The sequence below is a fragment of the Mycobacterium sp. IS-1264 genome (genome assembly GCF_001954195.1).
Classification (GTDB): Bacteria; Actinomycetota; Actinomycetes; order Mycobacteriales; family Mycobacteriaceae; genus Mycobacterium.
The window spans coordinates 1-22,405 of sequence record NZ_MBES01000068.1; the positions used below are offsets into that span (position 1 = coordinate 1).

11 protein-coding genes and 1 pseudogene are annotated in these 22,405 nt (G+C 65.2%); 3 read left to right on the forward strand and 9 right to left on the reverse strand.

The genetic code is table 11. The features are described 5' to 3' along the window. Together A5744_RS24155 and A5744_RS16595 are read right to left on the reverse strand one after the other, a co-directional pair. Positions 1 to 6,483, reverse strand: a pseudogene (locus A5744_RS24155) (amino acid adenylation domain-containing protein); the annotation flags it as partial. Positions 6,484 to 6,504: 21 nt separating this feature from the next. Beyond that, on the reverse strand, positions 6,505 to 6,732 hold the full coding sequence (locus A5744_RS16595; RefSeq protein WP_076062814.1) for an MbtH family protein: 228 nt from the start codon (positions 6,730 to 6,732) through the stop codon (positions 6,505 to 6,507). Positions 6,733 to 7,140: 408 nt separating this feature from the next. On the opposite strand from A5744_RS16595, the gene A5744_RS16600 reads away from it, so the two are divergent. After that, positions 7,141 to 9,276, forward strand: coding sequence for an acyltransferase family protein (locus tag A5744_RS16600; protein ID WP_240563067.1), 2,136 nt, complete (start codon positions 7,141 to 7,143; stop codon positions 9,274 to 9,276). Positions 9,277 to 9,292: 16 nt separating this feature from the next. Here A5744_RS16600 and A5744_RS16605 read toward each other — a convergent pair whose 3' ends face one another. The 4 genes from A5744_RS16605 to A5744_RS16620 form a co-directional block, all read right to left on the reverse strand. After that, complete coding sequence (locus A5744_RS16605; RefSeq protein WP_076062818.1) at positions 9,293 to 10,555, reverse strand: glycosyltransferase; 1,263 nt, start codon at positions 10,553 to 10,555, stop codon at positions 9,293 to 9,295. Beyond that, the gene (locus A5744_RS16610) at positions 10,552 to 11,556 is read right to left on the reverse strand and encodes a GDP-mannose 4,6-dehydratase (protein WP_076062820.1); all 1,005 of its coding nucleotides are present in this window, start codon (positions 11,554 to 11,556) and stop codon (positions 10,552 to 10,554) included. The genes A5744_RS16605 and A5744_RS16610 overlap by 4 nt, the downstream gene beginning before the upstream one ends. Continuing rightward, positions 11,556 to 12,938, reverse strand: a complete 1,383-nt coding sequence (locus A5744_RS16615) for a nucleotide sugar dehydrogenase (RefSeq protein ID WP_083662811.1) — start codon at positions 12,936 to 12,938, stop codon at positions 11,556 to 11,558. Before A5744_RS16615 ends, A5744_RS16610 begins: the two co-directional genes overlap by 1 nt. A 125-nt stretch (positions 12,939 to 13,063) precedes the next feature. Further along, positions 13,064 to 14,338 (reverse strand): glycosyltransferase, encoded by a 1,275-nt coding sequence (locus A5744_RS16620; RefSeq protein ID WP_076062822.1) that lies wholly within the window; start codon positions 14,336 to 14,338, stop codon positions 13,064 to 13,066. A 402-nt stretch (positions 14,339 to 14,740) separates the two neighbouring features. On the opposite strand from A5744_RS16620, the gene A5744_RS16625 reads away from it, so the two are divergent. Then, complete coding sequence (locus A5744_RS16625) at positions 14,741 to 16,141, forward strand: GMC family oxidoreductase (RefSeq protein WP_240563068.1); 1,401 nt, start codon at positions 14,741 to 14,743, stop codon at positions 16,139 to 16,141. A 5-nt stretch (positions 16,142 to 16,146) separates the two neighbouring features. Here A5744_RS16625 and A5744_RS16630 read toward each other — a convergent pair whose 3' ends face one another. Together A5744_RS16630 and A5744_RS16635 are read right to left on the reverse strand one after the other, a co-directional pair. Continuing rightward, entirely contained in the window at positions 16,147 to 17,460 is a 1,314-nt protein-coding gene (locus A5744_RS16630; protein ID WP_076062825.1) for a wax ester/triacylglycerol synthase domain-containing protein, read from the reverse strand. A 98-nt stretch (positions 17,461 to 17,558) separates the two neighbouring features. Further along, positions 17,559 to 18,833, reverse strand: coding sequence for a glycosyltransferase (locus tag A5744_RS16635; RefSeq protein ID WP_076062827.1), 1,275 nt, complete (start codon positions 18,831 to 18,833; stop codon positions 17,559 to 17,561). A 445-nt stretch (positions 18,834 to 19,278) separates the two neighbouring features. Between A5744_RS16635 and A5744_RS16640 the strand changes: the two genes are divergently transcribed. After that, a complete protein-coding gene (locus tag A5744_RS16640; protein WP_170874511.1) occupies positions 19,279 to 21,297 on the forward strand; it encodes an FAD-dependent oxidoreductase in 2,019 nt (672 codons plus the stop codon). A gap of 5 nt (positions 21,298 to 21,302) precedes the next feature. On the opposite strand, the gene A5744_RS16645 is transcribed toward A5744_RS16640, so the two are convergent. Next, positions 21,303 to 22,346, reverse strand: a complete 1,044-nt coding sequence (locus A5744_RS16645; RefSeq protein WP_139331389.1) for an FkbM family methyltransferase — start codon at positions 22,344 to 22,346, stop codon at positions 21,303 to 21,305. Between the last annotated feature and the right edge of the window lie 59 nt (positions 22,347 to 22,405).

A 22,405-nucleotide genomic window follows, 5' to 3' on the forward strand; every position in this document is an offset into this window, starting at 1 on the left:
ACCGAGACGTCGAACGCCAACGAATGCCATTGCGACCAAACCCGTTTCGCCAGCTCGAGGTGATCGCCCGCAGCGTCCAGCAATTCGGTCACGTTGCGGTGGGATATGGCGACCCCCTTGGGGACGCCGGTCGTGCCCGAGGTGTAGATCAGGTAGGCGACGTCCTCGGCCTTCGGCGCCGGCAACGCCGTGGCGGGCTGGGCGCGAATCCGCGGGTCGTCGAGCTCGACGACCGGTAGGCCGGACCCGGCCAGCCGCCCGGCCAGCTCGCCGGTGGTGATCGCGACGGCTGGGGCGGCATCGCCGAGCACGAACTGCATCCGCGCGTCCGGCACCGCCGGGTCGATCGGCACATACGCCGCACCGGTTTTCAGCACCGCCAGGATCGCCACGATCGCCTCGGCCGACCGCGACGACAACAACGCGACCCGCTCGCCCGGACGGACGCCCTCGCCGATCAGCAAGTGCGCCAACCGATTCGACGCCTCGTCCAGTTCGCGGTACGTCATGCCGCGGCCATCGAAGGTCAGCGCCACCGCCTCCGGGGCACGAGCCGCCTGCGCGGCAAACAGAGCCGGGATCGACTCCGTGGACTTCGCCGACCCGGTCAACACCCCGCGGTTGGCCCACGCATCGAGGCGGGCCCGCTCGGGCTCGTCGAGCAGATCTGTCGACGACAACCGCTGCGCCGGGTCGGTCGTCATCGCCGCCAGGATCCGCTGCAGCCGCTCGATCAGTGTGTCGATGGTGGATGCGTCGAACACCTCGGTGTCGAATTCGACGCGCAAGCGCAACTCGCTGCCGGGCGACACTTGCACCGCGAGCGGGTAGTGGTTGTATTCGTGGTTGGTGAACTCGGTGACCGCCAACCCGTCGACGCCCACCAATCCATCGGTATCGAGCGGGTAGTTCTCGAACGCGAAAAGGGTGTCGAACAGCTGGTCGTGACCCGTGGCGCGGTGGATATCGCGCAGCGAAAGGTGCTGGTGCTCAAGCGTATTGCCGTGCGTGGTGCGCAGCTGCTCCAGTAGGTCGGCGGTGGTGGTCGCCGCCGTGATGCGCGCGCGCATCGGCACCGTGTTGATCAGCAGCCCGACCATCGAGTCCGCGCCCAGCACCTCCGGCGGCCGACCCGAGACGGTGATACCGAAGGCGACGTCGTGCCGGCCCGTCAGCAGAGTCAGCAGCTGTGCCCAGGCGCCCTGCAGCACGACGTTGGCCGTGGTATGGCAGGAGCGCGCCAACTCACCGATGGCCTTGGTGGTCTGCTCGGAGACCTGAAACGATGCGACGCCGCGCCGCCCGAGCCGCAACGGGTTAGGCCCGCCCACGAGTGTCGGGGTGTCGAAACCGGCGAATGTCTCCCGCCACGCCGTGTGAGCGGAGGCAAAGTCCTGATCGGCCAGCCAGGTGACGAACCGGCGATACGGCGCGGCCGCGGGCAGCCGCTGGCGGTGATAGCTGGCGAAGATTTCCTGCAGCACGATCGGCAGCGACCAGCCGTCGACCACGATGTGGTGGAAGGTCAGCACAAAGCGGTGCCGGTCGGACGCGGTGCGGATTAAGGCGGCCCGAAAGGGCAATTCGGTACCGAGGTCGCAGACCGAGGCGCGTTCGACGGCGCACAGGCGCTCCATCTGGTCGCCGATGTCGTCATCGCCCTCGAGCTCGAGATAGCGCCAGGGCACCTCGGGGTCAGCCGGGATGATCTGCACCGGCTGGTCGAATTGTTCGCTGAATCGGGCCGCGAGGTTCGGATGCCGGCTGGCCATTGTTTGCACCGCATCGCGCAGGCGGCGCGGGTCAAGCGGGCCCGTTACGGTGATATCCAGCTGCACCGCATACAGATCGTCGCTACCTAGCGCGGTGCTGGCGTGAAATAGCAGCCCCTGTTGCAGCGGGGTCAGCGGCAGGACGTCAGCAATCCGCATATTGTCGCTGGAGCTCGTCGATCTGCTGCTGGCTAAGACCGGCAAGTGCGATGTCAGACGGCGTCAGCCCACCCCCACCGCCGCGCACGTGCGCGCAGATACCGGCCAGGGCCTCGAACCACAACCGGCTCAGCCGGTTGATCTGCGGGCGGTTCAGCGCCGACGGTGCCCAAGTCCAGTTGGCGTGCAGGCGCGGACCGGCCTCGGTGTCCACGGTGCCGGCATTGAGGTCCAGCGTGTGCATCAGCGGCGTCGGCACCGCGGCCGCCGCGGCGGTCAGCGACCAATCTTCGTGGCTGATCTGCCACAGATCGCCGGACGCCTGGGACGCGGGGGCGCCCAGCCGACCGAGGTAGTTGAACCCGACCGGCGGGTCCGACTCGGCCAGGTCGACGTCGCTGTTCAGGTAGCGCAGCAGACCATAGGTCACACCGTCCGGGACGGACCGGAGCTGTTCTTTGGCGTCCTTGAGCACGGCGCCCAGGGCGGCTTCGCCGGCGCCTACCTGCTCCCAGGACAGCCCACCGACGGCCAGGGAGACCGGGTATTTGGTGGTAAACCATCCGACCGTGCGCGACAGGTCCACATCGGCGGCCAGCTCCTCGTGGCGCCCGTGTCCCTCGACGTCGACTCCGATCGGGGCGCTGCCGGTGCCCAAGAATTCCGCCAAGGCCAGCCCGAACGCGATCAACAAAATGTCCTGCACGCCGGCGTGGAAGGCCGCCGGGACCTCGCCGAGCAGCATCCGGGTCGTCTCGACATCCAGCTCCGCCGACAACACTCCCGCAGTGGCATACGTATCCGCCGCCGGTTGTACCGCCGGCAACGCGCTGTGCGTCGCGGCCAACTGGCGCCACGTCTCGGCCTGGTCCATCACATCGGCGGCGTGCGCCTGGCCGGCCAGCAGCTTCGCCCACCGGGCAAACGACGTCCCGCCGGCGGGCAACGCCACCGCTTGCCCGCCGTGATGCTGGGCCCACGCAATGTTGATGTCCTCCAACAGGATTCGCCAGGAAACTCCGTCGACGGCCAGATGGTGACAAATCAACGCCAACTGGCCGGTGGAAGCCGCCCACACAGCGCTCAGCATCACGCCGGCCGCCGGGTTCAACCGCGACCGCGCCTGCGCCAGCGCCTCCTCGGACAACACGCCGACAGTGCGCACGCAGTCACGCGCATCCACCGATCCCGCCTCGGGCACCGTCAAGGACCAGCCCCGGGCGCCGTCGTCGTCGACGCGCAGGCGCAACATGGCATGCCGATCCAGCAAGGCCTGCAGCACGACCACCACGTCGGCCTCGATCACGCCGGCGGGGGCATGCACCACCACCGTCTGGTTGAACTGGTCGACGGGACCGTCGACGCTTTCCAGCCAGCGGATGATCGGGGTCGCTACCACCGGTCCGAGGCCCTCATCGACCGGGCCGCCCGCATCGTTGGCCATATCGGCCACCCGGGCCAGCCGGGCCACGGTCTGCTCGACGAAGATGTCGCGCGGCCGGCACACCACACCGGCCGCCCGGGCCCGGGCCACTACCTGCATCGACAGGATGCTGTCGCCGCCGAGCTCGAAGAACGAGTCGTCGACGCCGACCCGCTCCAGCCCGAGGACCTGGGCGTAGATGCCGGCCAGGAGCTCCTCGACCGCGCTGTCGGGGGCGCGATAACCGTCGGCGTCGTGATACTCCGGTGCCGGCAGGGCGCGTTTGTCGAGCTTGCCGTTGACCGTCAGCGGCAGTGCCGGCAATGCGACCACCGCCGCCGGCACCATGTAGTCGGGGAGCCGCTCGGCCAGCGTCGCGCGCGCGGCGGCCGGGTCGGCGCTCCCGGTCACATACCCCACGAGTCGCTTGTGCCCGGAGTGATCCTCGGGGGCGACCACCACCGCCTGCTCCACCCCGTCCACGCCGGCCAGCGCCGCCTCGACCTCGGCGAGTTCGATGCGGAATCCGCGGATCTTGACCTGCTCGTCGGCCCGCCCGAGATACTGCAGCTGCCCGTCGGCGCCCCAGCACACCAGGTCCCCGGTGCGATACATGCGTGCTCCTGGCGCTCCCGCGCCGGCGAAGGGGCAGGCCACAAACCGCGACGCCGTCAATCCCGCCCGGCGCACGTAACCGTGCCCCGTTCCGCGGCCGGCGACATACAGCTCACCGACTACGCCGGCGGGCACCGGCCGCAGCCACCCGTCCAGCACGAAAAAGCCCAGGTGCTCCAGCGGCCCCCCGACGGGACTGGCACTGCTGCCGATGTCGCTCCGAACAATCTCGCGGAACGAGGCATGCACCGTGGTCTCGGTAGTGCCGTACATGTTGATCAGCCGCGGCAAGCCCTGGTGATTGTCCAGCCACGTCCGAAGACGTTGTGGCTCAAGCGCTTCGCCGGCGAATATCACCGTTTGGAGCTTCAGCTGATCGCCCAGCTCGGGCGCCAGCGCGTCGGCGGCTTGCAGCGCGTAAAACGCCGACGGCGTCTGGCTCAACACGCTGACCTGTTCGGCAACCAGCAGGCCGTGGAAGTCTTGCGGCGAGCGCGCCACCGACTCGGGCACCACCACCAGCCGACCCCCGTGCAGCAGCGCGCCCCAGATCTCACACACCGAGACGTCGAAGGCCAGGGAATGCCACTGCGACCAGACCTGGCCCACCAGGCCCAGGTTGTCGTCGAGGGACGCCATGAGCTGCGTCACGTTGTGGTGGGTGATGGCAACGCCTTTGGGGACACCGGTGGTGCCCGAGGTGTAAATCAGGTAGGCGACATCCTCGGCATCCGGGGCCGGCAGCGCCGTGCTGGGCTGGGTGCCGATCCGGGGGTCGTCGACGTAGATGATCGGTACGTCGCAGTTCTGCAGCCGGTCGGCCAGTCCCGCGGTGGTGAGCGCCGCGATCGGCATGGCGTCATCGACCATGAACTCGGTGCGGGCCGCCGGCACCGCCGGGTCGATCGGCACGTACGCCGCCCCGGTCTTCAACACCGCCAAAATCGAGACGATCGCCTCGGCCGACCGCGACAGCAGCAGCGCCACCCGCTGGCCCGGGCCCACACCCTGGCCGACCAGCAAGTGCGCCAACCTATTCGACGCCTCGTCGAGCTCGCGATACGTCATGCCGCGGCCCTCGTAGGTCACCGCGATGGCCTCGGCTGCGCGCGCGACCTGCGCGGCGAACAGCCCCGGAATCGATACCGACGCCGACGGCTCGGTCAGCGACGACCGGTTGCCCCAATCGTCGATGCGGGCCTGCTCAGGCTCGTCGAGCAGATCCATCGACGACAGCCACCGATCGGGGTCGGCGGTCATCGCCGCGAACACCCGCTCCAACCGCCGCGCCAAGTCGTGCACATCGCAGTTCGCAAACAGTTGGCCGGCGCCGGGCGTGCTGAGATAAAGCTTTTCCTCGTCCCGGAAAAAGACCAGCCGGAACTGATCCCCCAAGCCGTCGTGGGTCAGGGTCGCCGTCACGGCGGAACCCCCGAGATCCGTCAAATGTGTCGTCGGGATGAAATTGACCGCGATCCGGTTGGACGCCTGCCCCGACGCGCGATAACGGGCGGTGTTCTCGATCGCATGAACCGGGAACCGTTGGTGCTGAACCGTTTCCCGGATCCGGGTGTCGACATGCTCACAAAACTCGGCGACCGTCGACCCCGGCGATGCCGTCAACACCAATGGGACGACGCCGGACGCCATGCCGGGCACCAGCTTGACCGCAGGATCAACCCGCCTGGCGACCGGGAAGTCGAACACGACCTCCGAACCCTCGACGTCGCAGCCACGCACCAGCAGCGCGCACGCCGCCGTCATCACCGATGACCGGCGCATCCCCAACGCCCGCGCCAACTCGTCCATCTTGGCCACCGCGGCCGGGTCCAGTTGAACGGGAACGGAAAACGCATCCCAATCACGCCCGCTGGGCGCCGCTAGCCGATAACGAGGTTCGTTATCCGGGCGAAGGTTCCTGCTCCAGTAGGCCTGATCGTTGGCGTAGTCACTGGACGCTTCGTACTCGAGCTCGCAATCGATCAGATCGGTCAGCGATCCGAAAAAGGCGGGCGGAGCCGACGTTCCGGACGCCATAGCGCTGTAGATAGTCGCGAACCGATGCAGAACGAGAGCGAGCCCGACCCCGTCGGTCACGATGTGATGGCAGCAGACGAAGAAATAGAACTCGTCGATGCCGGTCTGCAACAACGCGAATTTGTACAGCGGGCCGCTCAGCGGCATCGCGGTGCGCTGAATCGACGACGCCAGCCGATACGCATCGCGCTCGGGATCCTGCGAGCCCATCAGGTCATAGCGCGCCAGCTCAACGTGCGGGTCATCCACGACCTTCTGGAAAACCTGGCCATCCACCTGGAAAAACGACGCCCGCAGCGGTTCGGCCTCGCTGACCGCCTGTCGGATGGCTGACTCAAACAAATCGGGGTCGATCGGGCCCGCGATTCGCACGAACACGCCAAGTTGCCACCTGGCACCGAAAACACCGGTCTCCTCGGCCAGCCAAATATCCAACTGTCCCCGTGTCAGCGGAAGTGCCCGCTCATGAAGTTGCATAGATCCCCCAAGCCCCACGGTTTACTTGTTGGCCTGAACCGCTGCCAGCCTCTCGCGCAGACTCCTCGGCCGGATATCGGTCCAGTTCTGCTCGATATAGTCCAGACACGCAGCGCGCTCGGCCTCGCCGTAAACCACCCGCCAGCCAGCAGGAACATCGGCGAACGCCGGCCACAGACTGTGCTGCTCCTCGTCGTTGACCAACACGAGGAAGCTGCCACCGTCGTCGTCGAACGGATTGACGCTCACCGCTGCTCCAAACCCTCCAGTCGAAATGAAGGAAACCCCTCACAAACGGTAGTGGAGGCCTATAGGGCCTGTACGCGCTTTGGCAAAAGTCCCTGATGTGACCTGCTGTTACTCGCGACACACCTCAGCGCGGGTACGGGTGGGCGCTCGGGGACGATCCGCTGCACTGCTCGTGCGGATTGGCGGGCAGCCCGAATTGCTTTGAGCCACGCGATTACACACATGCACCAGGCCGCGCCGTAGCAAACGACCGCCACCCCCGAGCGCCTCGCAATGTACACCAGGGTTTGACCGCAACCGGGTTAGCCCCGCACCCAAAAGACGCAACATGGCCCCAGTCGGTTCATTTGCTGCTGGCGAAGTGTGACAATAGCCCCTATTCGAAGCACGCGTCCTCGGGCGAAAGTGGTGTCGGCGAAGAAGGGATTTCGCCCCGACATCGAGGGCCTTCGCGCGGTAGCGGTGCTGGCCGTCGTGCTGTTTCACGCGGACGTGCCCGGGGTGGGTGGTGGATACGTCGGCGTGGACGTGTTCTTCGTGATCTCGGGCTTCCTCATCACTGGCCTGCTCTGGCGCGAGGCCAGCACCACCGGCACCATCCGGCTGCGCCGCTTCTACGGGGCGCGGGCGCGCCGACTTCTGCCGGCCTCAGCGGCGGTAGGCGTCATCACCGCGATCGCCTCGGCTGTCCTGTTGCCCCCGTTGGAGGCGTCCAGCGTCCTCGAAGATGGCATCTTCAGCGCGCTATACGTCGGCAACTACCGGTTCATTCTCGAAGGCGTCGACTACTTCGCGCCTACCGTACATCCGTCGCCGTTCTGGCATTACTGGTCGTTAGGCGTCGAGGAGCAGTTCTATCTGGTGTGGCCGGCGTTGATCCTCAGTACGGCATGGCTTATTCGGCGGGTGCGTCGACGCACCCGGGCCCAGGCCACCTCGTCACAACGCCCGTACCTGGTGGTCCTAGCACTGGTCGCGGTGGTGTCATTTGCGCTTTCGCTGGCGATCACTTACGTGGTGCCTTTGGTGGCGTTCTTTTCGCTGCCCACGCGGGCCTGGCAGTTAGCCGCCGGCGGACTGATCGGCCTCACCGCCGCTCGGTGGCGCCGACTGCCGGCAATACTTGCCGCGGTCGCGGGATGGGCAGGGCTGGCATTGATACTTTCGGCCTGCACCCTGTTGAGTCCGACCACACTCTATCCGGGGACTGCGGCGCTGTTGCCCGTGCTGGGCACCACGCTGGTCATTGGCGCCGGCTGCGCCGCACCTTCGACGGGATGCGGGCGCCTGCTAGCCATGCCGGCGATGTGCGCAGTCGGGCGGGTGTCCTACTCGTGGTATCTCTGGCACTGGCCGGTTCTGCTGCTCGCACCGCCCCTGTTGGGTCACCCGCTCGGGCTGGCGGAGAGGCTCGCAGCGGTCCTCATTTCTGGCGGGCTGGCCGCACTGACGCTGCATCTCATCGAGGACCCTTTGCGATTCGCCGCACCCGTGCGCCGATCTTCCCTCACCAGTCTGGCCCTTGGTGGTGTGGCCACCGCCGTAGCGGTCTGTGTGGGCGTGGCACTGCTGGTATCGGTGCCGATCCCGGTCGGGCGCGGCGCCCCGGCTACGCCGTTGACCATCACCGCGGCGCCTCCCCCCGCCGGAGCCGACCTTGACGCCTATGACGCCGAGGTGCAGCACGTGGTCGCCCAAGTGCGGGCCGCCGTCTCGGCAGCTGCTGACCTCAGAGCCGTGCCGTCGAACCTGAACCCGTCGCTCGCCGGCGCGGCGGGTGAGCTCAAGGCCATATTCCTCAACGGTTGCATGCGCCAACTTTTCCAAGGCGGGCAGCCCGAATGCGCGACGGGCGATACCGCCTCCACGACGACGGTGGCGCTAGTCGGCGACTCACATGCAGCGATGTGGGGTCGCGCGTTCCAGCAGGTCGCCACGCAGCGGCGCTGGCGGCTGGAAACCCTGACCAAAGCAGATTGCCCCGTACTGAACTTGCCGATCGCCAACCCACTCCGTCGCTTGCTTTCCACCAGCTGCGAGCAGTGGCGTGGTCAGATCATGGCTCGGTTACGCGCCGAGCATCCGCGGCTGGTCGTGATGAGTATGTGGCGCGGGTACGGTGTCGGACACACTTTCATGCAAGGTTTCACGTCATATGACCCCGCGTGGCTCGACGGCTTGACCCGCCTCGTGGAGCAACTGCGCAGCGTCGGTGCACATGTGCTAGTCCTCGGGCCGATCCCGGCTTCGCCCACGGTGGTGCCGATCTGCCTGTCCGGCCACCTCGATAACGCCACGGCCTGCTCACTGTCACGGTCGACCGCGGTGAACCAATCCGGCATCGCGGCGGAGTCCGCGGCCACCAAAGGTGGCGGCGGACACTACGCCGACCTCACCGACCTGTTCTGCACCGCCGACCGCTGCCCCGTCATCGTCGGCAACACCCTGGTCTACTTTGATTCGAGCCACCTGACGTTCGAATATTCCACGGCATTGGAGCCGGTAATCGCGGCACTGGCCGACCGCGCGCTCGCCGGCGCCTGACACGCCGATCGTGGGTTCATCTCCCCGAACGGGCGAAATCTTCGAGCAGATCGGCGGCGGCGGTCACGCTGTCGGCGGGTTTGCTCATTTGCGTCGCGATCTCGCGGGCCCGCGCGGCGCAGTCGGGTTCAAGGACGGTACGCAGGTCCGCGACGAGCGACTCGCGGGTGGTGCCCGAAAAGCGCCGGGCGGCACCCACTTTCAAGCGTTTGACCCGCACCCCCCACAGCGTCTGATCGAGATCCGTCGACAGAATCAGCGTGGGGACTCCAGCGCGCAGGCCGATTGCCGTGGTACCCGCGCCCCCGTGGTGCACAACCGCGCGGCAGGCCGGGAAGATCGCCGCGACATTCACCGCGCCCACCGCCTTGACGTGATCGAAATGCGGGACGTCGCTGAAGTCACTCCAGCCGGCAACCACCAGCGCCCGCTCGCCCAACTCCGCGCACGCCGCGGCGATCATGGCGACCGTGTCGGCCGGAGAATCCACCGGCATGCTGCCGAACCCGAAGAAGATCGGCGGCGTCCCGGCGGCGATCCACGACGCGACCTCCTCGTCGGCATCCGTCGGCACCTCCATCGTCACCGCGCCGACGAAGGGCCGCAGCCCATCCCATTTCGCCCACTCGGCCGCCAACCCCGGAAAGCACACCTCGTCGTACGCCTGGATTTCCAGCGAGCCGCGTTCGGCAATCCGCCGCGCCGACGGCGCCGTGGCCTTCGGCAGCCCCAGTTCACGGCGCTGCGCGTCGTCGAGCTTCTTCTCCGCGCGCCACCCCACCCAGTCGTAGACCCGCATCGCGGAGCGACCCACTGGCGCCGGCAGGAACGACAGCAGCTGGCCGTTAGGCCGCACCGGGAAGTAGTGCAGCGTGGCCAACGGAATGCCGTGATGCTCCGCGACATTGGCGGCGAGCTCCTGGTAGACCAGGCCGGTGAAGAGCAGGTCGGCACCCTCGGCCAGCGACGTCAGCGTCGCGTTCATCTCCCCCAGGGCCTGGGTCCTGGGCTCCCACACTTCCCGCCACAACCGGCGCAGCTCCCCGATCCGCCAGAAGTCGCCGAAGAAATGCGTCCAGAACTTGCGGTGCGCGTCCAGCCATGCCTGCCTGTCCAGCCCGTAGGCGACCGCCGAAAGCCCAACCGACTCGATGAAGCCAACCAGGTCGGGCGGAACCGCCAGGCGCACCTCGTGCCCCCGGCGCAGCAATTCACGGCCGATGGCGGCGCTGGGTTCGATGTCGCCGCGACTTCCCCAGCTCGCCAGCGCAAACCTCATCGCGGCTGGTCCCCTGCGGGTTCTTCGAGATACCACGGGTTGGCCCGCGCCCAGTCGATGGTGCGACGGATCCCCTCCTCGACGTCGACCTGGAGCCGCCAGCCGAGCTCCCGCTGCGCCTTGGTCGAGTCCGGAATGCGGCGGGGGATGTCCTCATAACGGCCCCCGTAGCGCGCCGCGGTGTCAACGGCTTCGGCCGCGGACACCGAGTCGACGTTCGCGATCTTGATCGCCAGCCCGACGACGTCGCGCATCGTCGTCTCGGTCATGCTGCCGATGTTGAAGGCCTCACCGATTGCCGCGTCGCTGTCGGCCGCCAGCAACGTGCCGGCGATGGCGTCGTCGACGTAGGTGAAGCAGCGCGTCTGGTCGCCCGAGTCGTACAGCAAAGGGGGGCGGCCGTTGAGGATGCGGTGAATGCTCTGAGAAATCACGAAGATTGGGTTTTGACGCGGGCCGTAGACGTTGAAGTAGCGAACGACGGTCACCGGCAATCCGTGGGCCGTGTGCATCGCGAAAACGAGATGTTCGGCCATGGCCTTGCTGGTGCTGTAGCTCCACCGCGCGGTCTTTGTCGAGCCGAGGACGCGATCGTCGTCCTCGGCGAACGGCGGGTTCGGGTTCTTCCCGAACACCTCCGATGTGCTGGCGAACAGCACGTGCGTCCCGTGCCGCTGGCTCAGCTCGAGGACGTTGCGGGTGCCGGTCACGTTGACGTCGAGAACCCGCAGCGGATCCTTGACGTAGTTCTGCACGCCGACGACCGCGGCCAGGTGAAAGACCGTGTCGACGCCCGGCGTCAGGGCGGTTTCCAGCGCCTCGATATCGGTGACGTCGCCCTGCACGAAGCGGAAGTTGGGGTGCCGGTCGAAGTCGATGCTGCCGTCGCGGGTGTTCTTCGCGAAATCGAATACCGTGACCGAGTCCCCGCGCTCCAGCAGCGCGGAGACCAGGTGCGATCCGATGAAGCCGAAGCCGCCCGTCACGACGACGTTGGGCATTATCGGCCGATCCCCTTGTAGACCAGGCCGGCGGCGCGCACCGCCGCGGGGTCGAAGCTGTTCCGTCCATCGAGGAACACGCAGTTGGGCGCCGCCAGCTCCGCGAGTCGGGCCAGCGGGATCTGGTGGAATTGTCGGTGGCCCGCCAGGACCACCAAGGCGTCGGCGTTCTCGACCGCCGATTCGATGTCGGCGGTCAGGGGGATCTTCGTGACGGTGCGCGCCTCCTCTTCGGGCACCCACGGGTCATGCACCGAAAGCTGGCAGCCGGACTCCTCGAGCAGGGCGACGACGTACTTGGTGGGCGTGAGCCGGCAGTCACCGGTGTTGTTCTTGAACGCGATGCCCAGCACGGCAATCTTGCTGGTCTCGATCGACTTGCCCTGGTCGGCGAGCAGCTGCGTGAGCAGCCCGTAGGTGTAGCCGGGCATCGTGTCGTTGACGGTCCTCGACGTCCGCGGAATCGCCAGCTCCAGCCCCAGGGACTGGCCCAGATGGCTGACGAACCACGGGTCCTTCGTCAAGCAGTAGCCGCCCACGCCCATGCTCGGCATCAGGATGTTGACGTTGTGGTTGACCTTCGGCATCGAGTTGGCCGCGTCAATGACCTGGAGTACGTCCATGCCGAGCCGGTCGCATACCTTGGCCAGTTCGTTCGCGAGCGCGACGTTGAGGTCGATCCACACGTTGTCGGCGAGCTTGACCATCTCGGCGGTTCGCGGATCGTCGACGACGATGGAGTCCATTCCCAGGGTGTGTCGCCACAGCGTGGAGCAGGCGCGCGCGCTGCGCTCATCGACGGCGCCGACGACGATCGGGATCGACGTCAGCTCGCGGATGGCTTGGCCCTCGGCGAGCCGTTCGGGGCAAAACGCCAACCCGAAGTCGACGCCGGCGCGCAGCCCCGAGGTTTCTTCGAGGATCGGCTGAAACAGCTTTTCGGTGGTGTCGGGCGGCACCGTGCTCTTGAGGATGACGACGTGGCCGGGACGCAGGTGCTCCGCCACGGCGCGCGCCGCCGCCTTGATGTCGTCCACGATGGGCTCGAAGTCCGGACCGAGCGGCGTCCCGACGGTCACGATGATGAAGTCGTTGTCCGCGAGCGCGCCGAAATCGGTCGTGGCGCGAAGCCGGCCGACTCGCACGTTGTTGGAGACGAGCTCGTTGAGCCCCGGCTCGGGCACGGTGGTCTTGCCGAGGTTGATCTCGTCGACGACGCTCTGCCGCACGTCGATCCCGGTCACCGGCCAGCCGCGGTCGGCCAGCACGGCGCCGATCACCGTGCCGATGTACCCGAAGCCCACAATTGCGATCCCGGACCGCATGCCACGCACCAGGAGGTCGACCTCGGCGTCGCTACGTCCGAACACGCCTTCAGGCATCGTTGATTCTTCGCCTTCCTGTACGCACTCCCCAAAATGAAAGCCGGGGCTTCACGTCCCCGGCTCACCCGTCCGGCAGTCTAATCCACGACCCACGCTACAAACCTGGAATCGAAAAGCTTCGATCAGCCAACCCCCTTGCGGCGAGCGAAATTCTCCACAAGATCCGCGGTGGCCGCGGCGCTTTGCGCGGGGCTGGTCATCCTCGTGGCGATCTCACGGGCCCGCGCGGCATATTGCGGGGCGAGGATGGTGCGCAGGTCGGCGACCAGCGACTCCCGGGTAGTGCTCGAAAAACGCCGCGCGGTACCAACTTTCAGTCGTTTGAGCTGATCTCCATAGATCGCGTGAACGAGGTCCCAGTACAGGATCAGCTGCGGGACTCCGGCGCGCAGCCCGATGGGCGTGGTGCTCGAGCCGCCGTGGTGGACGAGCGCCCGACAGGCGGGGAAGATGGCCGCGAAATTCATCGCACCCACGAGCTTGACGTGGTCGAAGTGGGGGACGTCGCTGAAGTCGCTCCAGCCGGCACCAACCAGCGCCCGCTCGCCCAGCTGCGCGCACGCGTCGGCGATCATGGCCAGCGTGTCGGCCGGGGATTCCACCGGCATGCTGCCAAAGCCGAAGTAAATCGGCGGAGTTCCCGCGGCGATCCACGACGCGACCTCCTCGTCGGCGTCGGTCGGCAGCTCCATCGTCAGGGTGCCGACGAAGGGCCGCAGGCCGTCCCATTTCGCCCATTCGGCTGCCAGCCCCGGAAAGCAGACCTCGTCGTAGGCCTGGATTTCCAGCGATCCGCGTTCGGCGATCCGCCGCGTCGCGGGGCCCTTGGCCTTCGGTAAGCCGAGTTCACGGCGCTGCGCGTCCTCGGCTTTCTTCCAAATGCGCCATCCGAACCACTCGTACACGGTCATCGCAATGCGGACCAGCGGCGGGGGCAAACGCGTCGGAAACGCGATCTGGCCATTGGTCCGCAGCGGGAAGTAATGCAGCGTGGCCAGCGGAATGCCGTGGTACTCCGCGACATTCGCGGCGACTTCCTCGTACACCAGGCCGGTGAAGAGCAGGTCGGCGCCGTCCGCCAGCGACGTCAGCGTCTTGCTCATCTCCCCCATGCACTCGCTGCGGTGCCCCCAAACCTCGCGCCACAACCGGCGCAGCTCGCCGATCCTCCAAAAATTGCGGTAGAACTGCGTCCATAAGTTGCGGTGCGCGTCCAGCATCGCCTGCGTCTCCGGCCCATAGGCGACCGCCGAAAGCCCGGCCGATTCCGCGAACCCGACTAGTTCGGGTGGGACCGCCATCCGCACCTCGTGGCCCCTGCGCAGCAACTCGCGGCCGGCGGCGACGGAGGGCTCGACATCGCCCCGCGTGCCGTAGCAGGCCAACACAAATTTCATCGCGGGTCCTAGCCTTTCAGTTCCCGTCGGCGTTCGACGTGATGGCCTCATTTTCTCGACTGACGCCGGGGAAAACTCCAGCCTGCCAGCACCGGCCGATGGTAGGTTCATGTTCGCCCAACAGGGGTACAGCTTGGGCCATCTTCTGCTGAGGGGTTCGTTTTGGCTGACGGCGACGTGAACGCGCGCGAGGCGGAACGCGTTACGTGGGACGTCATTGTCGTGGGCACCGGCATGGGCGGCGGGATGCTGGGCTACTCGCTGGCCCGGTCGGGCCGTAGGGTCCTTTTCGTCGAGAAGGGGCGCTCGACATTGCCCGGGGCTCCGGGGACGATTCGCTCTGCGATACCGGAAATCGCCGAGCCAGTCGCCGCCCGCGCGGCGACGACCTACCACGACGCCTTGGCCCGGGCCGGGCGCTCCACCGACGAGATCGAAGACATCAGCGGGCGGCACGCGCGACGCTACTTGGCCGGGGTCGGCAGCGGGACCGGCGGCTCGTCGGCCATCTACAGCATGGTCTGCGAACGGTTCTTTGCCCGCGATTTCATTCCCCGGCAGGACTTTCGCAACCCCGGCGATTCCACCGTGCCGGAGGCGTGGCCGATCACCTACGACGAGCTGCGGCCCTGGTACGCCACGGCCGAGCAGCTGCTGGGGGTGCGCGGCCAGCATGATCCCCTGCGGCCCGAGGCGGCGGACGCCGATCTCCCTGCGCCACCACCGTTTTCGGCGAACAACCAGCCGCTGGTCGACTACTTGCTGGGTCGCGGATTGCATCCCTATCACCTTCCGATGGCCTGTGATTACACCCAGGGTTGTGCGACCTGTCAGGGCTATCTCTGCGACCACTCGTGCAAGAACGACGCCGCGCGCAACTGCCTGCTGCCCGCGGTGGCCGAACACGGCGCCGAACTGCTTGCCGAATGTCGTGTCCTGCGCGTGGATGCGGACGGCACGCGTGTCCGGCAGGTGATTTGCGAACATCACTCCGGCAAGTTGGCTTTGAAGGCCAAGGTGGTGGTGCTGGCCGCCGGTGCGTTGGTCACCCCGGTGCTCTTGTTCAATTCCCGGTCGGGTGATTGGCCGCGCGGATTGGCCAACGGCTCAGACTTTGTGGGCCGCAACTTGATGCGACATCTCGTCGACCATATCGAGGTCTGGCCACAGCCCGACTGCAAGGCTTCAGACCAAGACAAGCAAATCGGGCTGAACGATTTTTATTTCTGGGAGGGGCAGAAATACGGCACCGTGCAGTCAGGCGGCGCGATGCCGCCCATGGAGGCGCTGACCAACCACCCCGGCTGGCAGCACAAGGCAATGCGCTTCATCAGCCCAGCGGCGCGCCCGATCTACGAGCGGTTCTTGAGCGGCGGACTGCTGCTGGACGCCGTCATGGAAGACCTGCCGTATCTGGACAATCGCATCCTGCCATCCGATCAGCCAGGCTCGGACGGCCGCCAGCGGCTACGACTTCAATATCGCTTGCACCCCAACGAGATCGAGCGCCGCGCCGTGTTTATGAAGCAGCTGAAACAGGTGTTTGAGCCGTTTCGGAAAATTACCCTGCGGACGGCCAAGGACAATGTGGTCCTGGCCCACGTCTGCGGCACGTGCCGCTTCGGTGCCGATCCCAAAACCAGTGTGCTGGACCCGCAAAACCGGGCGCACGAACTGGACAACCTCTACGTGGTGGACGCCTCGTTCTTCCCATCCAGCGCCGGCATCAATCCCAGTTTGACCGTCGCGGCCAACGCCCTGCGGGTGGCCGCGCACGTGAACGACGTACATTTCGCCGCCTGACGGGATCACAGAAGCGTGCCTGTGAGCGAGAATTCGTCCAAGGCGTCCGAAAGCTCCTGTCGCAAACTGTCATTCGAGTTGGGGCGACCGGGCTGGTACGCAGTGACCGAGACGAAGACATGTTTCGGTGTTGCTCCTGAGACCAACCACAGCAGTCCGCCAAACGTGTGCACCATCGCCTTCGTCATGCCCGGGTAGAGAACTTTCATGGCGAAGTAGTCGGCCTCCGTACCAGCTGGCCGACCGGCATCCGGAGTGACCATCCCGAGGTTGGACGAGAGAACGCCGTTGGGCACGCCGCCCATTCGCTTGATTAGTCGCGCAGGAATCAGGGGAACAAGGGTCAACAATGACCGGTGCTCAGCGGTTCCCTCCTCCTGGCGAGTCAGCGATTCCTTGATCGCGGCTCGGATTCCGCCGAGGTCCTTTGTCACGGGTGCGGGGTCGACCGTGACCGGGACAGCGAAATTCGCGTTGGCGCGAGTATCGTCGGCGGTCCGCTCGTTGACCGGCATCCCCAAGAAGAGCGAGCCGCCCGCGGCGACGCGTCCCAATCGCTGGGCGAGTCGCGCCGCCAATCCCACAAGCAACGTGTTGCTGGTCCCCCCGAGCGAGTGTGCGCGGGCCTTCCACTCGTCGCCATCGACGAAAACCGTTGCCGTTGAGAATGTGATGGGTTCATCGGCGCCTGCGGGCAGCGCCGGCGCCGGGGTGACAGTTCCGGCGCTTTCCCTGCGGCTACGGCGGGCCATCCGCGCCGCGGTGGCGATGCCGCGGCCGATGGCGGGAATGTCGCGCAGGGTTTGCCGGGCGTCCTCGCGCACGGCCTGCCAGCGCCGGCGCGACGCGGCGGCAGGCCAGCTGATCGTGTCGTCGCGGCCACGTACGGCATCCGCCACCGCCTCGCACATACCCACGCCGTCGGCAAGGCAATGGGAAACCACCAAGCTGATCCCGGCGCCGCCGTCGGTGAACGGGACGACGGCAAGGTGCCATCCCGGTCCGTGCTCGCAATCCAATGGGGTATTGGCCTGCTCGTCGAGCCAGGCCCCGAATTCTTCACGCGGCCGGGCCGACGCGACGATCTCAATGTCGGAGGAGCAGACCGCTGATATCCAGCGGTGGCGGCCGAATGGCAGTGGTGACCGTTCGATGCAACGAGATAACCGCCCCCGCAGAAGATGTTCATGAAACTGCCGCAGGTCGTCGATCTTGACCGGGCCGTCGTACAACCACATGCATTGCAGCCGGGTGCCAACCCCCGTCGCGCGCCCGAGGTCGAAGGCGGCCTGGTCCATCAGATCGAGAACGCTGTCCATGTGCGTACCGTACTTCGTATCGCCTGTCTGAGAAGTGGCTTCGTTCGTAGATCCGCGCTGAGCTTCCCGGGGTCGGGCGAACGGCCTGCTTTCGTCGATCAGCCAGCGCGCCGCAGGCGGGCGAAACCTTCCAGGAGGTCCGCCGCGGCCGCGGCGCTCTCGGAAGGCTTGCTCGTTCGGGTCGCGATCTCGCGGGCCCGAGCGGCGTGTTGCGGGTCGAGGATGGTGCGCAAGTCCGCGACCAGCGACTCCTGGGTAGCCTTCGAAAAGTACCGGCCAGTGCCCACTTTCAGTCGTTTGACCGCATTTCCCCATATGGGCTGATGCATCCGCAACGTGGCGAGGATCAACTGGGGGACGCCGGCGCGCAGGGCCGCGGCCAGGGTGCCCGCGCCGCCGTGGTGCACGACGGCGCGACAAGCCGGAAAGATGGCCGCGTGGTTCACCGCGTCCACCACCTTGACATGTTCGAAATTGGGGACGCGGCTGAAGTCACTCCAGCCGGCGCAAACCAACGCCCGCTCACCCAACTGCGCGCAGGCCCCGCCGATCATGGCCATTGTGTCGGCGGCGGACTTAATCGCGGTGCTGCCAAACCCGAAATAAATCGGCGGTGTTCCCGCGGCAATCCATGACGCGGCCTCCTCATCGGCGTCGGTCGGCAACTCCATCGTCAGGGCGCCGACAAAGGGCCGCTGGCCATTCCATTTCGCCCATTCGGCTGTCAGCCCAGGAAAGCACAACTCGTGGTAGGCCTGGATTTCCAGCGAGCGGCGTTCGGCGATCTGCCGCGACGCCGGGCCCGTGGCCTCAGGCAGGCCCAGTGCGCGGCGCTGGACGGCCCCCAGCTTCTTTGTCAGGAGACGCCAACTGAGCCATTCATCCGCGCGCATTGCGAAACGCCCCAACCGCGCCAGCGGGGTCGGAACGAGGTGGCCGTGAGCCCGGAGGGGGAATGTATGCAGCGTGGCCAATGGAATGCCGTAGTAATCGGCGACATTGACAGCCGCCTGCTCGCCAAACCAGAAAGTGACGAGGAGGTCGGCCCCGTCCGCCAGCGACATCAGCGCGCTACCGATCTCCTTCCAGCACTGGGTAAATAGTCTGTGATCTTCGCGCCCCAGCCTGATCAAATCCCGGATTTTCCAGAAGTCGCGCGAGAAACGCGTCATAAAGTCGTCGTGCAGGTTCTGCCACGCCAGCGAATCCGGCCCGCAGGGAACCGCCGAAAGCCCAGCCGCCTCGACGAAGCCAACCAGGTTGGGCGGGACGGCTATTCGCACGTCGTGCCCTCGATCCAGCAGCTCTCGGCCGACCACGGCGTAAGGCTCGATATCGCCACGCGTTCCATAGCATGCCAGCACAAACTTCATGCGGCGATCATAGGGTCGTTGTGATGCTTGCTTGCGATCCGACACGCTCGGATTTCGCTCGCCTATCGTGCGCAAATGCGGTATGAATTACGAAGAGTCCGTGTGTCTTTGGCGATTAGCCGGCTGCGATGAGCTCGACCGTCACATTGCCTCGCGAGTCGTAGCTGCTTAATTCCCTGTCGCGCAATAGTTGTCGATGATCCTCACGGCCGACGGCAATGAGATCTGCGCACTCGCGGCGCAACGATCGCGATTTCCCCGGGGCCAAAATCCCTACCCGCCCGCTGGCGGCCGTTCCCCCGGCCGGCGCGTTGGCATCCGAGTCGTTCGACGCACGTCGAACGGACAGGCGGCGATGGCCCGCAACCGACAGTGGCTGAGATTGGACGCTACCGAACTGGCGGTTCGACCGTGCGGCGGCGATCGCCACGATAGCCTGGGACCCGTGGTTGAAACGTCGGCCAACGTCGGCCCCCGCATACTTCTTGTCGGCGCAGGAAGATTCGGGAGAAAACACCTGGACACGCTCGAAGTACTGCACCAGCGGCAGGCGCTTCGGCTTGCAGGGGTGGTGGTTCGCACGAAAGAAAGCGCCGAATCGTTGCGCGCGTCGATCGAATTTCCGGTATTCGAGGAATTGAACGATGAATTGCTCGCAGCGGTCGACGGCGTTGTTGTCGCTACGCCGATGGCCACCCATGCGGACCTTGTTCGGCGGATACTGCCCCACGCGCATGTCTTGGTCGAAAAACCGCTCGGCGTAAGCGATGCTGAAACAGAAGATCTCGTGCGATTCGCGCAAACCCAGCCGCGGGCACTCATGGTGGGACACACCATGCGCTTCGACTCCACCGTAATGCGGCTGAAAGAAATGATCCGTCGCGTGGATCCGCTGGGCGTAGAGATATCGTTCATACAACCGCAAAACACCGATTTGGGTCGCGACATCGAACTAGAATTATTGCACCCATTCGACATCGTCGACTTTTTGTTCGACGATAGGCGCCTGATTCGGAAGCGCACCACCAGGCTCACCGATCGCTGCCAGCTCGTCGGCGCGCAATATGCAGAGAATTTGCATGCAGTGTATCGGTTTGGTTGGGCGGGCGAGAAGAAGATACGGTCGATAAAGCTGCTCGCGGATGACCTGGTTGTCGCCGCGGACCTCCTCACCGGGCAGATCGTTACCTATAAAAAGGGGCAAATCGCGAACGCGATCGATTGTTCGGACCCCGTTACCCCGCTCGAGCGTGAATTGTCACATTTTCTCGGTGTTATCGGCGGAGAAACGATCGAGTACCCGGACGCCAACCTCGGCGGACGCGTAGTCAAGACCGCACTGGAGGGGCGCGGAAGAAAGGCGCCCGACGGAAGACCAAGGGTAGCAGTCATCGGCGCCGGGATCTTCGGAACGAACTGCGCACTCGAGTTGTCGCCAGGATTCGATGTGACACTGTTCGAAAAAAATGACGATATATGCACCGAAGCATCGAAGTACAACCAGTACCGGCATCATTGGGGCTATCACTACCCCCGTAGCCAGGAAACCATTGACGATATTGCGGCGACGATCGGCCCATTCGAAGAGCGGTATGAAGCCGCGGTCATCAGGAATTTTCCGACATACTATAGCGTGGCAAAACGCGGTTCGAAGGTCAGTAGCGCGGCATATCTCGCGTTCTGCCGCGATAACGACCTCGCCTACCACGAAGACTATCCCGACGAAAGATATCTCGACCGGATGAAAGTGGGCGCAAGTCTCAAAACCTTTGAGCCCATCTACGATTTCAAGCAGCTGAAGACGATCACCGCAGATCTGCTCGGAGCATCGGAAGCGCAATTGCGGTTCAACAGCGAGATCGTCGGCGCGCGCATCGTCCAAGACGGAAAAATTTTGCTCGTCGTCAAAGACGGGGACGGCAATACCACCGAGGAAGTCTTCGATCATGTGGTGAACGCGACCTATGCCCGCCACAACCACTTCCTCAAATGGCTCGGATTTCCGATCAAGCCGATCCGTATCGATCTGGTCGAGGTCGCCTGGGTGAGGCTCGGCATACCGAAAATCTCTTTTGCGGTGATGGATGGTCCCTTCACCAACATGGTATCGACCAAGGACGACGGGCTATTCACGCTCGTTCACATCAAGCACTCCGTCCGGAAGCGCTTCGTACCAAAGGATGGCCTGGTGCCGTCCGACATATTTCGAGAGATCGGATCACCGGTGACCGAAAAAGTCATCCGTGAGAGTGCAAAGTGGCTTCCCATCGTGCGTGAGGCCGAGGTAGACAGCATCCACTATGTGTTGCGCGGAGTGAACGCGTATAGAGAGCACGATGACATGCGCACTTCCGATATCACCGAACATGGATTCGGCTGCTACTCGATCCTCGGCGGGAAGATCATCCACGCGGTCTCCGTCGCCCGGGAGGTCGCGCGAAGGATCAATGCGCAGTATTCGTGATCGGGCTAGGCGTCCCACGAATAGCGGAGCCGTTTGTTCACAAAAATTTCGTCGAAAAAGAGTAGGCCCTGGTACTCGAAGCCTGACGCGGTCAGCAAGTCATAGACGTCGGCGAACGTGTGAGTGTGTTCAACGCCGATGATGTTGACCTGCACCCTTTCGAAGTCGATACCGTGCAGAACCTCGAGCTCGGCACCTTCGACATCGATTGACAGGTAGTCCACGATTTTCACGCCGGAATCGTCGAGCACGGTGTCGATGCGATGGCAGGGCACGGTCACCCGTGTTTGCTCGAGTTTCATCGGCTTACGGATCCAGTCGATCCATTGAAGTTGGTCCATGTGTTCGGGTATGCCGCTGAGCATGGTGCCCCCGTGGGTCGAGTCGAATATCGTCGACAGCATGCTGCGAGGCGAACCCGACTTACCGCCTTTGCGCTGCCCCCCTTGCGACAGCGCAAGGAAGGGGACCTCGCCATCCTGATCGTAGGCGCAGCCTTGGATCAACTGGCAGGAGCGATTGGCTCGCAGCACCTCGAACGCTGAGGGGTTGGGCTCGAACGCAATACCTCTCCAGTGCAGTTGCTTTTCGAAATAAAACGTATTGCTGCCTACGACTCCGTCGAACGCGCCGACGTCAACGAAGAAGCCAGGTCCTCTGTCCTTGAAGAACCATCGGTTCAGGAACATGTCTTGGCCCATTTGACTTTGGTAACCCCGGCTGAGCCGCTCAGGGGAGAACACATCCCGATAGATGTCTTTTGGCGAGGCACCCGGATCATGGCTCCGGAACAGGTAACCGATTGCTGCGCCGGCGGGTCCGGGCGTCATGGATTTGTCGAGAATTATTCGTAAAAGATTTGGCTCGATGAGCGAAGCGATCCTTCGGACCAGGGGAACCCGCGTCAAGTAGATGATCGCCGCTAGTGCGACTCCTTGGAGCCACCGCCGAACTTTAGTGAGGTAAGCTAACATTTTCAGCACGCCGTCGCGAGCGCGCTTGAGCGGTCGGCGGCGAAGTGCCGCCGGGCCCCGTGAGCGACCAGCCACGCCCCCACCCCGACGCGCTGTCCCGACGAAATATTTCTTCTCACCACGCTCCGATCCCC